Origin of the sequence: Rhodopseudomonas sp. NSM, from assembly GCF_052445935.1 — a bacterium.
In the GTDB taxonomy this organism is placed as follows: Bacteria; Pseudomonadota; Alphaproteobacteria; order Rhizobiales; family Xanthobacteraceae; genus Rhodopseudomonas.
Window position 1 is genome coordinate 139,141 of record NZ_JBQTCH010000008.1, and the last position, 12,256, is coordinate 151,396.

The 12,256-nt window shown below is 65.3% G+C and carries 9 protein-coding genes; all 9 read left to right on the forward strand.

Going from position 1 to position 12,256, the window contains the following annotated elements:
• Positions 1-165: 165 nt before the first annotated feature.
• Positions 166-1,437, forward strand: a complete 1,272-nt coding sequence (locus ACTZWT_RS19830) for an outer membrane beta-barrel protein (RefSeq protein ID WP_444771401.1) — start codon at positions 166-168, stop codon at positions 1,435-1,437.
• Positions 1,418-3,739: a polysaccharide biosynthesis tyrosine autokinase gene (locus tag ACTZWT_RS19835; protein WP_444771402.1), complete on the forward strand. Its 2,322-nt coding sequence runs from the start codon at positions 1,418-1,420 to the stop codon at positions 3,737-3,739. The genes ACTZWT_RS19830 and ACTZWT_RS19835 overlap by 20 nt, the downstream gene beginning before the upstream one ends.
• A gap of 110 nt (positions 3,740-3,849) precedes the next feature.
• Positions 3,850-5,136: a VpsF family polysaccharide biosynthesis protein gene (locus ACTZWT_RS19840; protein WP_444771403.1), complete on the forward strand. Its 1,287-nt coding sequence runs from the start codon at positions 3,850-3,852 to the stop codon at positions 5,134-5,136.
• A 9-nt stretch (positions 5,137-5,145) separates the two neighbouring features.
• Positions 5,146-6,225, forward strand: coding sequence for a glycosyltransferase (locus tag ACTZWT_RS19845; protein WP_444771404.1), 1,080 nt, complete (start codon positions 5,146-5,148; stop codon positions 6,223-6,225).
• Positions 6,226-6,248: 23 nt separating this feature from the next.
• Positions 6,249-7,304, forward strand: a complete 1,056-nt coding sequence (locus ACTZWT_RS19850) for an acyltransferase family protein (RefSeq protein ID WP_444771405.1) — start codon at positions 6,249-6,251, stop codon at positions 7,302-7,304.
• A gap of 3 nt (positions 7,305-7,307) precedes the next feature.
• Positions 7,308-8,744 (forward strand): oligosaccharide flippase family protein, encoded by a 1,437-nt coding sequence (locus tag ACTZWT_RS19855; protein WP_444771406.1) that lies wholly within the window; start codon positions 7,308-7,310, stop codon positions 8,742-8,744.
• A gap of 220 nt (positions 8,745-8,964) precedes the next feature.
• Entirely contained in the window at positions 8,965-9,759 is a 795-nt protein-coding gene (locus ACTZWT_RS19860; protein ID WP_444771407.1) for a WecB/TagA/CpsF family glycosyltransferase, read from the forward strand.
• The gene (locus tag ACTZWT_RS19865) at positions 9,756-11,036 is read left to right on the forward strand and encodes a glycosyltransferase family 4 protein (RefSeq protein WP_444771408.1); all 1,281 of its coding nucleotides are present in this window, start codon (positions 9,756-9,758) and stop codon (positions 11,034-11,036) included. The genes ACTZWT_RS19860 and ACTZWT_RS19865 overlap by 4 nt, the downstream gene beginning before the upstream one ends.
• Positions 11,033-12,256 (forward strand): glycosyltransferase family 4 protein, encoded by a 1,224-nt coding sequence (locus ACTZWT_RS19870; protein ID WP_444771409.1) that lies wholly within the window; start codon positions 11,033-11,035, stop codon positions 12,254-12,256. Before ACTZWT_RS19865 ends, ACTZWT_RS19870 begins: the two co-directional genes overlap by 4 nt.

Below are 12,256 nucleotides of genomic sequence, written 5' to 3' on the forward strand. Positions count from 1 at the left end.
GCTTGCTCCAAGGGACAAGTGATGGGTCGTGCGTCAGCACATTCGCGCGTCGGCGCCGATGTCGTTTTTGCCGGCCGCAAGCCATCGCGGGCGGCTGGCCTCATATTTGCACCGGCGGCTGCGGCGGCGATCACAATCACCGCGGCATCGCCGTCGAATGCCCAGGTGGTTCCGCTCACGACGGAAACCGTGGCGCCGCCCTGGAATGCCCAGCGGATGTTCGATCCGACGCCGCTGCCGGAACTGATTGATCGGGACCAGCGCGAAGCCGTGCCGCCGGAGGACACGCCCGTGAAGAACAGGCAACAGCCCGGCTACGAACGCGTCGGCATTCGCTACGGATCCTGGATGTTCTACCCGTCGTTCACGGCGGGGGCTCTGTATGACAGCAACGTGTTCGCGTCGAACGTCATGAAGCGATCGGATATCGCCGCCACACTCGAACCCTCGCTCCGCGCGCGCACCCTCTGGGGTCGCCACGGAATCGACGTGACGCTCGACGCCCAGCAACTGTCCTACAAAGCCAACCCGGGCCTCGACCAGACCAACGCCAGCCTCAAGGGCAACGCCTGGTACGACGTCTCGCGCGACACCACGATCCTGACCAATTTCCAGATCGCCCATCTCAATGTCGGCGTCGGTTCACTGACATCGCCGAACGGCGCGGTTCAGCCGACGCCTTACGATTTCTTCTCCGGCGACATCAGCCTTCGGAAGGAATTCAATCGCCTGACGACCTCGGTCGGGTTTCGCACGGATGCCTACAACTACGGATCGACGCGGGCGCAGGACGGCTCCGTCATCACTCAGGACGCCCTCGACGGCCAGGTCTATTCGCTCCACGGCCGGGCCGACTATGCGGTGTCACCGATGTTCGGATGGTTCGCCGCGGTCGAAGGCAACCAGCGCGACGTGCGGGGCCGGCCTGGATCGCCGCTCGATTCGCAAGGCTATCGGGCGCTTTCCGGCGTCACGCTGGCTTTGAGCAATCTCGTCACCGGCGAATTCGGGGCAGGCTACGTCCAGCAGCGCTTCGTCGATCCCACGATCGGCACCGTCGAAGGCCCATCGTATCGGGCATTGCTGACGTGGCGGCCGACCCGCTTGCTCGACATTCACTTCAAGGCCGAGCAGATCGTCACCCAGACGTCGCAGACCAGTTCGACCGGAGTGCTGGCCAACGCGGTGCAGCTCGGGCTCGATTACGAACTCCGCCGCAACGTCGTTCTCTCCCTGGCGGGCGGCTACGAGACCGACAAGTTCTTCGGCGTCGCCCGCAACGATCGCGTCGTCTCGACCGACGCCGCCCTCAAATACATGCTCAACCGCTTCGGCACGATCTCGATCTATCACCGCTACACGTCCCGCGACAGCGACATTCCCCTGTTCACCTTCGACAAGCATCAGGTCGGGCTCAATGTTACAGCGCAATTTTGATTCGAAGGCCGGGCTGGAGGAACAGGCGCCGCGCGCCGCGTCCGACCAATCGGTACAGCCGAGCGTCGATCTCCGCGAACTGGGACGGATCCTTCGCCGGCGCTGGAAGCTCGTCGCGGCGCCGCCGCTCGCATTGGTGGCGATCGCGCTGATCTACAGCTTTGTCTTCGCCACCACCCTCTATACGGCCACCTCGACGGTGTTCGTCGATCCGCGGCGCGCCACGGCGATCGAATCCAACCAGTCGGCGATCCAGTCGTCGAACTACGGAACCGACGATGCGACGATCGACAGCGAAGCGCAGCTGATTCAGTCGGTCGCGATTCTGGAACGTGTCGTCGTCCGGTTGAAGTTGACGGAGGACGAGGAATTCGTCCCGGCTCCGACGCTGCTGGATCGGATCAGGCAGTTGTTCCGGGCCGCTGCGCCGGCGGACGGCGCAAACCCGGAAGATGCGAAGCAGGCCGCAGCGGCGGACAATCTGCGAAGGCGGATGAAGGTCTCTCGCCAGGGCACGACGTTCATCGTCGACATCAACGTCAGCTCGGAGTCGCCGCGGAAGGCCGCCGACATCGCCAATGCGGTGGCCGAGGCGTATTTCGAAGAGCAAGTGCGCGCCAAGAACACCGCGACGAAGATCGCATCGAGTTGGCTCAACCGTCAGATCGACGAACTGAAATCCCGGGTGGTCACCTCGGAAAAGGCCGTCGAGGACTTCCGTTCCGCGAACAATCTCAAAGTGGCGCAGGGCGTCACCGTCAACGACCAGCAGATCACCGACCTCAACAATCAACTGATCAGCGCGCGCGTCGCCACCGCCGAGGCTCGTGCCAAATACGAGCAAACCCTGCAATTGACCAAGGCGGGCGCCGATCCCGGCAGCATCAATGCGGCGATCTCGTCCGACGTCATCGCGCGGCTGCGCACGCAATACGCGGACATCGCCAAGAACGAGGCCGACCTGCTCAGCAAATACGGGCCGCGCCATCCGATCGTGGCCAATGTGCGCGCGCAATTGCGCGATACGCAACGCCTCATCAACGAGGAATTGCAGCGCATCCTGCAGAGCACGCAGCACGATTTCGAAGTCGCGCGATCCCGGGAAGCGTCGCTGCAGCAGAGCTTCGATCAGTTGCAGGGCGTCTCGACGACGTCGGGGCAGGCCCAGGTCCGCTTACGGGAATTGCAGCGCGAGGCCGAGGCCAATCGCACGCTCTACGAGTCCTATCTCGCGCGATACAAAGAGAGCACGGCGCAGCAGAGCCTCGAACTGCCTGATTCCCACGTCGTCGCCCGCGCCCGGATTCCGATCGCGCCGTCGTGGCCGAAGAAGTTCCTGTTGCTGGGATTATCGCTGACGCTGGGGCTCGGGCTCGGCTGCATGCTCGCCTTTCTGGCAGACTATCTCGACCGGCGGGTGAAGACGCTGGAGCAGGCCGAGCAGATCACCGGCGTGCCGTCGCTGGCCGCAATCCCGCTGATCAGCAGCGGTGAACTGGCCGGTCGCGCGAAACTCGGACGCCACCAGCTCGCCCAGCACGATCCGAGGAGTGCCAAGCTGCTTCCGGCCGGACTTCAGCCTCCCTTGATGCGTTACGCCATCGAGGCGCCGGGAACCTTCTTTGCGGAAGCCGTCCGCGCCGTCCGGCTGGCTTTGCAGCGAACGATGCGGACCCACCCGGTAAAGGTCGTCGTCGTCACCTCGGCGCTCGACAGCGAAGGCAAGAGCACGCTGGCCGTCAACCTCGCGCAATCGCTGGCGGTGCTGGGACTGCGCACGCTGCTGATCGACGGCGACCTTCGGAACCCGCAGGTGACGCGCGCGCTGTGTCCGCGCGCCGAGGCCGGATTGATCGAACTCGCCAGCGGTGCGGCGAGCGCCGAGCGCGCGGTTCTCGTCGACGCCAGCACCGGGCTGTCGGTGCTGCCGTCGACCGCCGTCAGGGACATCGATCTCATCACCGAGCTGATGTTCTCCGACCGGATCGTCGACCTGATCGACGAATTCCGCCAGCGCTACGAAATGATCATCATCGACTCCCCGCCGCTGGTGCCGCTGGTCGACGGCCGCGCGCTGGCGGAATTGTCCGATCGGATCGTGCTGGCGCTGGGATGGGATCAGACGCCGAGCGAGGTGCTGGCGCATACCATGGACCTGCTGGAGCCGGTTCGCGACCGAATTCTGGGAACGGTGCTGACCAAGGTCGACATGAGCCGGCTGCGGTTCTACGATTACTACCAGAGCTCGGCCTATCTCAAGCCTTACGCAGCCGCCCCGCTCAAGATCGGAGCGACGCGGTGATGCGCGCCGGCCGTTCCACGTTTCCGACCGTGCCCCGCGCTCTTCAAGGCGCGCCCACGGCTGTCGCCTTCGGCCGCCCTTCGCGCGCGCCATCAGTCGCCGCCGCCGGCATGTCGGCACAGATCATCGACGTCGCCATCGTCGCCGCAATGATGCTCGCCGTGATCGGCATCTTCTGCGTCTCCACCACGATGCTGACCCATTGGGGACTCCATTATCTGACGAGCGGCGGCGCCTTCTACGAAAAGTTGCATCCGGCGACCTATTTCGCCGTCCTCGCCTTCGGGCTGTTGCTGATCCGAAATGCCGATCCGATCGACGAACTCACGCGGATGATCTCGGGCGCGAAACTGCTGCTGATCTATCTGTTCTGCTGGCTGTGTCTGCTGATCCAGATGATCACGCTGGATCGCCCGTTCACGGTGATCATCGACACCTTTCTGCTGCCCCTGCTGCTCGCCCTTGTGGTCTGGGCGCTGTCGGCCCGGCAGAGGCGGCCCGTGATCCTTGCGCTTCATGCGGCCATCCTGATCAACATCGCGATCGGCTATTATGAATACGGCTCGGGCCACCGCCTGTTTCCATTGACCGTCGGCGACGTCGTCGTGCTCGGCGAATGGCGGTCGGCCGCCCTGCTGGGACATCCGCTCACCGCCTCGGGGGTCATCGCCGGCTATGTCCTCGCGCTGATCTTCCAGCCGTCGATCTGTTCGCCCGCGCTGATCCGCGTGCCGCTGATCGCGTTCTCGCTCGGGTCGCTGATGGCCTTCGGCGGACGCACCGCGCTGGTGACGGTGCTGCTGCTCGGTGCCGTCGCCGCGACGTTCCAGTTCGTCAGGCTGCTGCGCGGAGCCCGAATCCCGCTGCTCGCCGTCGTCGCGCTGATCGGCCTGGCATTCGTCGGAGCCGCCGGCATCTTCGTCGCCTTCGATCTCGGCTTCTTCGACAAAATGCTGCTGCGCTTCTCGTCCGACAAGGGCAGCGCGTCGGCGCGCCTCGCCACGTTCAATCTGCTGTCCCAGTTCGACTGGCAGGAGCTGCTGCTGGGCCCGAACCCGGCTCGCGCCGCGGCCCTGCAGAATGGCGCCGGCCTCAAATTCGGCATCGAGAATTTCTGGGTGTCGTGCATCGTCCAGTTCGGCATCATCCATACGGTGCTGCTGACGATCGGGCTGGCGGCCTTTCTGATCGAGGTCCTGAAGCGGGCGAGCGGCGGCGCCTGGGCGATCCTGGTGCTGATGCTCGCGATCGCAGCGAGTTCGGTGAGCTTCTCGTCGAAGAACATTCAACTCGCGCAGTTCGTCTTACTGATCGCGCTGCTGCTTCCGCGGGCTCGGACTGCAGCGCGAGCACTGCGCTCGCCGTTGCGGGCTCGGCCGATCCCGGCGACTTCCTGAGGACGCCCCATGACGATCTATGTCGATCATACCCACCTCGGACGTCACGTCACCGGACTTGAGCGCATCACGCTCGAGCTGTTCTCACGCGCGGCGCTCGCGCCGCTCGACGTCGTGCCGGTGACGGCCGGCGGCGTGGCGCAGATGGTGACGACCCAGACGTTCGGCCTGCCGCTGCGGATGGCGTTCAGTTCGTCGTTCTTGCTGTGCCCCGGCTTTCCGCCGAGTCCGCTGCTCAGGCCGTTCGCCGCGCGCGTCCTGCCCTATATTCACGACGTCTTTCTGCTGTCCCGCACCGCCGATCTCAATCGACGCGCGCGGCTTTACATGGCGCGCCCTTTCGGTTTTGCGGTGCGAACCTATCCGCGCTTTCTGACGAACTCGCGCGACACGCTGCACAAGCTCTCGGCGCATTGCCGATCCGACGCATCGATCACGCTGTATCGGCCGCCGGTCCGCAACGTGTTCGACGCCAGCCCCGGCGACCGGTCGGAGCGGCCGACACAAGGCCTGCGCCTGATCGCGCTCGGCACGGTCGAGCCGCGGAAGAACTTCATGGCCGCGGCGAGGATCGTCGAGGCGCTGCGCGCGCGCGGCTTCCCGCAAGTAACGCTCGATATCGTCGGCCGCGACGGTTGGGGCGACGCTGCGCAGGCACTCGCGCGCTGCGCCGGCGTGACGTTGCACGGCTACCAGTCGGCCGGGCGCGTCCGCGAGCTGCTCGACAGCGCCGATGTCTTCATCTGCACCTCGCACGAGGAGGGGCTCGGGTTGCCATTGCTGGAGGCGCAATATGCGGGCCTGCCGATCGTCGCACCGGATGCCGCGGTGTTTCGCGAAGTACTCGATACGTCCGGCGTCTACATCGACCCGGCCGATCCCGTCGCTGCCGCGGCAGCGATCGAATGCCTGGTTTCGGAGCGGCACTGGCGATCCCGCTACGCCGCGCACGCCGATCAGAATCTGCAACGCTGGAACACGCTGGCGAGCGCAGATCATGCCGCAGTGATCGAACTGATCGGTCGCCTGGCCGCGGGCCGGACTGCCGCGTCCGCCGTTCATGCCGGCGGTCCCGCCGTCGAGCGCTGACTCAGACCAGCGGGGCACACGCGATGACATCCCTGGCCGCACCAACGCTCCAGCCGATCGCCGGAAGTCGCGCCCGCTCGCAAGCCGCGGCGCGCGACCTCGGCATCGACACCATGCGCGGGCTGGCGATCCTGATGGTGATCGGCATTCATTCGCTGGCGCAGCCGCCCGGCGGGTGGCAGATCGCGGTGGACGCGATGCTGCGGCCCTGCGTGCCGATCTTCCTGTTCGCGTCCGGGTATCTGACCGCCCTGTCCGGCCGGGTGCCGATCGGCAAGCGACTACAGGCCGCGTTGATCCCCTACGCCATCGCCTTCTCCGCCGCCTATATCTACATGGCCGCGCACAATCCGGCGATGGACCATCGGCTGACCACGACGGCCGCACGCTTCGTCCTCGCCTATGTGTTCGTCTACTATTATGTATTCGTCTATATCGGCTGCACCCTCGTGCTGTGGCTGGTTTACGCAACCGCTCCGGCCGATCCGGAAAGACGCGCCCCACACCTCGCGACGGTGCTGCTTCTGGCCATCGGGTTCGGCGTTCTGGCGGGCAGCTATGTCGATCCGCTGTTGTCCAGGTTCGGCGTCTCGGAGGGACTCGTCGAGGAGGTCCGGCTTCGCGACCTGCCGTTCTGGTTCTGCTTCATGGCGATCGGTGTGCTCGCGGGCCTGTCCACAAGCGGGCCTGAAATCGCCGGCCGGCGCCTGCTGCTGGCCGGTGCCACCGTGGTCGCCTTCGTCCTCTACGCGGCGATCCGGCTGACCGGCATCGGCGACGCCGCCACCTACGATTCGGTCGCCTTTCTGCTCTACGCGGGGCTGCTGTGCTGCCTGCTGCTCGGCCTACGCCTGCAATCACGAGCTCTCGCCTGGCTCGGCTCCGGCAGCTACTTCATCTATCTGTGGCACATTTTCATCGTGATGGCCGTGCGCGATCATTTCGCCGCCCTCCGGCAAACCGGACCGGCCATGGCCTCCTCTGTCACCTTCGCGGTCGCCGCTTCCGGCAGCATCCTTGCGCTGATTGCGGTTCGGCAGATCGCGCCGTTCCGACTGCGCCGCTGGCTGGGAGCCTGAGCGATGCTGCTGCGAAACACCGTGCTTTATCTGCCGGCCCAGGTGATCGGCCCGCTGGCACAGCTGGTGGCTATGGTCGTCTGGACCCATGTGGTCGACGAGCCGACGCTGGGCATCATCACGCTGGTGACCGCGACGCACGAGCTGCTGCAGATCGCGTTCCTCGCCTGGTGGTCGCAATACACGCTGCGGTTCTTCGGACGATATCAGGACGACCCGACCTCTCGCTTCTTTCCGACCGAGAACGCGGTCGTGCTCGTGTCCTGCCTGATCCAGGGCCTCGCGGTCGTCGTCATTCTGTTTCAGGTGATCGCCCCGAACGCGGACGCCGGATTGGTTGCGGCGACGATTGCCTATGTCGTCAGCAGGACGCTCAATCTCTACATCGGCGAACGCGCGCGCATTCGTCAACAGATCGGCGTCTACACCATACAGCAGGTGTTCGGGCCCCTGTTCGGCTTCGCGATCGGCCTGCTGCTGATCCGGCTGAACGGACCGGCGGCGCAATGGCCGCTGGCGGGCTACGCGCTGGCGCAGTTCATCGCCGTGATCGTCGTGCTGCCGCGGATCGGAGTCGGCCACGGCGTCTGGCCGCTGGATCGCTCGATCATCGATCACGCCGCGCGCTACGGAGTTCCGCTGATCGCCGGCGGCGCGCTCGGATGGATCGGCCTGAACGCGTCGCGCTTCGTCGTCAACGAGATGCAGGGAGTGGCGGCCGCCGGCCTGTTCGCCGTCGGCTACGGCCTCGGCCAGCGCACCGCCGCTTTCGCCGCCATGCTGGTCACCGCTGCGGCATTCCCGCTCGCCGTCAGGAGCATGGAACGTCACGGCAGCAAGGTCGCGATGCGCCAGCTCGCCGACAACAGCGCGCTCCTGATCGCAATTCTGGCGCCGACCGTCGCGGGACTCTTCATGCTCAGGAACGAGATCGTTCATCTGCTGATCGCGCGCACGTTCCAGGACGTGACGCTGGCGATCCTGCCGCTCTCGATGCTGGCCGGCTCGATCCGCAGCCTGCGCGCTCACTTCGTCGATCAGAGCTTTCTGCTGCACAACCGGACGGGGCTGGTGGTCGTCGCCGCCGCGATCGACGCGACCATGACCGTTGTACTCAGCCTCGTCTTCGTTCCGTATTGGGGCCTGGTCGGCGCAGCCGGTGCAACGGTGGTTTCAGGACTCGCCGCAGCCATCGTCAGCTTCACGATCGGCTTTTCGAAGTTTGGATTGCGTCTCCCGGTTCGGCATCTCGCACAAATCGCGATCGCAACGACCGCAATGGCATTCGTGCTGCACGTGTTCCGCGAGGCGCCTTCTCTGCCGGCACTCGTCATGCATATAGCCGGAGGTGGCGCGACCTATGTGGCCGTCATGACGCTTCTCTATGCACCTGTGCTGCTGAAGGTGCTGCGCGTTCGTAGACAACCCGTCGACTCCTGATATCAGGTCATCGCATCCCATCTTCCATGAACGACTCGAAGGCGGCGCTGCTGACAAGTTCAGCATCGTTGTTTGTGCAACGCCATCGTTGCGTCGCAATGCTTCTGTTCACTCGTTGATGTTCGCGACGGATGCGACGCCGAGCATGTCGCTCGTGTAGCAGGCACGTCTTCCATTGACCTGCAGATGCGTGTCTTGATTGTGTCATCGGGGGACCATCATGTTGGACGATAGTCCGGAACGATCCCAGGATCTCACCGTTGACGGCATCGCTATCAACGTTCCTTCGCTGTCGAACGCGGTGTCGTCGATCGTCTCGGCCGCGCAGGACGGCGACAACTTCAGCGTGTGCACACTCAACCTGGATCACGTCGTGCAACTCCGGCAACGGCCGGATTTTCGCGCCGCCTATCGTCGCGCACGATTTGTCACGGCCGACGGCTTTCCGATCGTGATGCTGAGCCGCCTGCTCGGAACGCCGATCGAACGAACCACCGGCGCCGATCTGGTCGAGCCGCTGTGTCAGGCCGCGCAGCAGAAGGGACTGTCGATCTTTCTGCTGGGATCGAACGAATCGACACTCGCACTGACGGCCAGTCGCCTCGTCGAAAGATACAACGGGCTGCAGATTGCCGGTTACTACGCGCCAGGCAGGGATTTCGACCCGTCCTCGGCCGAGGCGGATGTCGCGATCGATCTCATCCGCAAGTCCGGCGCCAAATTGTGCTTCGTCGCGCTCGGCGCCCCCAAGCAAGAGTTATTCTCCGCCCGCTGCCTCGACGAGCTGCAGGGAACCGGCATGCTGTGCATCGGGGCGGCGCTCGACTTCATCGCAGGAACCCAGACGCGTGCACCGTCGATCACGCAGAAGGTCGGGCTTGAATGGGCCTGGCGCATGTTGCGCAACCCTCGCCGCCTGGGACCTCGCTACGCCCGATGCATCGCGATCGTTCCCCGTCTCGTCATCCGCACCCTTCCCCAGATCGTTCAAGCCCGCAGAAGCAAAGCCGCATGATTTCGACCGTGACCCTCGGGCTGCGCGCCCGCAATCTGAAGCCGCCGCACTACCAGATCTGCCTGATCCATCCGTTCGATCCGCGCGGCGAGAAGGTCGGCGGGCTCGAGACCTACATTCGCGATTTCATCACATTCCATCCGGACGACACCGACCTGCTGTTCATCGGCGTCGACTCGAAGGGGGATCTCGAATTGGGGAAGGTCCAGCAACTGACCTTTCGCGGCCGGACGTTCGATTTTCTGCCGATCCTGCACTACTCGGACCAGCAGGCGCGTGAAGCAGCGCGCAGCATTCGCGGCTCGCTCACCGGCCAGTTCTTCGTCGCATTGCTGCGCCATTTCGGGCAGGTCGCGCGGCTGATCCGGTCGCGACGATGCACGATCGATCTGCGCCGCGTCGAATTCTCCTGGCTGCCGGTGATCCTGCGGCTGCCGTTCGTGCAGATGCTGCACGGCGAAGGCGCGCCAAAGCTCAAGATGGATTCGCTGCTGCGAAAATACTCGTTCGTGCACAATGCCGGAGAGCGGTTCGCGGTGACGACCAGTGCGAAGTTTCTCTGCGTCAACCCCTTCATCACCGAACGACTGCAGCAGACCTATCCGCACCAGAAGAGCAAGATCGACACGCTGTGGACGTGGGTCAACACCGACATCTTCCAGCCCCAGCCGCTGCCGCGCGACGTGACGACGTTCCGCGTCGTCTTCGCCGGCCGGCTCGACGAGTTCAAGAATCCGCCCCTGATGTTCCGCACCGTCGCCCGCCTCAAGCAGTTGTTGAACGGCGGGGTCGAATTCCACTATGTCGGCACCAGTGACCCGCGGCGATTCCCCGAATTCGCCGAGATCGACGACATCGCCGTGCTGCACGGCTTCAAGGACGCGGCCGGCATGGCGGCGACGCTGGCGCACGCGCATGCGGGCATCCTCACTTCCGAATTCGAAGGCATGCCCCGCTGCGTACTTGAGACGCTGGCGGTCGGGCGCCCCGTCATCGCCGTGCACCTGCCGCAGCTGGAGCCCGTGATCCACGATGGCGACAGCGGCTATCTGATCGGGCGAGACGGTTCGCAGGACGACATCGCCGAGGCTCTTGCCCAGCGCTTCATCGAGGTTCGCGACGCGATCGCCGCCGGCGACATGGATGCGACGCGGATCGCCGGATCGATTTCCGATTTCACGCCCGGCAAGCAGCTCGCGCGCGTCTTCCGCTATCATCAGGATATCCAGGATTCGCGCGGCATGATCAGCGCGCCTGCGGGTCGGGGCGCGTGGTGAGGATCCTGCTGCTCACCAGCGAATTCGCGCCCGCCGCCGGCGGGATCGGAACCTACGCGCGTGAGATCGCGGCGGCCGCGACCGAATTGGGCGCGGCGGTGACGGTGGTCGCGCCCGACTACGGCGCGGACAACAGCGCGAACGACCGGCACCTGCCGTTCGAGGTGCGGCGCTATCGGGGCGGGCTGCATTCCATGCGGCAGCTTCCGGCCAAGATCAGGTTGGCACGCCGGCTGATCGGCGCCGACTGCTACGATGTCGTCCACGCCGCGGACTGGCCGTTCTTCATTCCGGTGGCGTTGTCGCGGCGACTGACCCGGGCCAGCATCATCGCCACAGTCCACGGCACCGAAGTCAACGAGACCCAGACTCCCCTCAAGCGCATCGCGATCAAGGGCGCAGGGGTGTTCGGCCCGCGCACCACGATCGCCGCCAACAGCCGCTTCACACGAGAGCTGTTCCGGCAGCGATTTTCGGTCGAGCCCCAGCGCATTCACGCGATCCCGCTCGGTGTTTCCGACGACTGGTTCGGCGATCGCGCAGCGCGCGGAGCGACGCGCGCGCGGCTTCGGCTCGACGACCATCGCATCGTCATGGTGACCGTGGCACGGATCACGCGGCGCAAGGGACATTTGAAGACCCTGCAGGCGCTGGCGCTGCTCCCCGACACGCTGCGGCGGCGGATCGCCTGGCTGGTGATCGGCCCGGAGGGCGAGGCCGATTACGTCGACGAATTGCGCGGCATCGCCACGACGACGGACTGCGATGTTCGCTTTCTGGGCGCGCTGCCGGATCGGGACATTCGCGACCTCTACGGCGCGGCCGATTTCTTCTGCCTCACCGGCATCCCCGACCCATCCGGTCGCGTCGAGGGATTTGGTCTGGTTTATCTCGAAGCCGGCGCCGCCGGGCTGCCGAGCATCGCAACTGACATCGGCGGTGTCTCCGATGCTGTCGTCGCCGATCGAAGCGGCCTGCTCGTCGCGCCGTCCAGCGAAGCCATCGCCGACGCGATCGCGACGATGGCCGGGAATGACGAACTGAGGCGCACGCTCGCGGCCGGCGCTCAGGCGCATGCGCGGCACCTGTCGTGGCGGCGCTGCGCCGCCGCGACCTACCAACTGGGCGGATCTGCCGACACGGACGCCGGCGTCGACATTCCAGGCGCTGTCTTCGACGCGCGCCGGGTCGGCGCGATGGCGCAGCCGACATCGGTTTGA

What these genes read in the sequence shown, in the direction of transcription:
- ACTZWT_RS19835 (WP_444771402.1), top strand. Translation starts at nt 1,418, where the DNA reads ATGTTACAGCGCAATTTTGATTCGAAGGCCGGGCTGGAGGAACAGGCG.
- ACTZWT_RS19840 (WP_444771403.1), top strand. Translation starts at nt 3,850, where the DNA reads ATGTCGGCACAGATCATCGACGTCGCCATCGTCGCCGCAATGATGCTC.
- ACTZWT_RS19845 (WP_444771404.1), top strand. Translation starts at nt 5,146, where the DNA reads ATGACGATCTATGTCGATCATACCCACCTCGGACGTCACGTCACCGGA.
- ACTZWT_RS19850 (WP_444771405.1), top strand. Translation starts at nt 6,249, where the DNA reads ATGACATCCCTGGCCGCACCAACGCTCCAGCCGATCGCCGGAAGTCGC.
- ACTZWT_RS19855 (WP_444771406.1), top strand. Translation starts at nt 7,308, where the DNA reads ATGCTGCTGCGAAACACCGTGCTTTATCTGCCGGCCCAGGTGATCGGC.
- ACTZWT_RS19860 (WP_444771407.1), top strand. Translation starts at nt 8,965, where the DNA reads ATGTTGGACGATAGTCCGGAACGATCCCAGGATCTCACCGTTGACGGC.
- ACTZWT_RS19865 (WP_444771408.1), top strand. Translation starts at nt 9,756, where the DNA reads ATGATTTCGACCGTGACCCTCGGGCTGCGCGCCCGCAATCTGAAGCCG.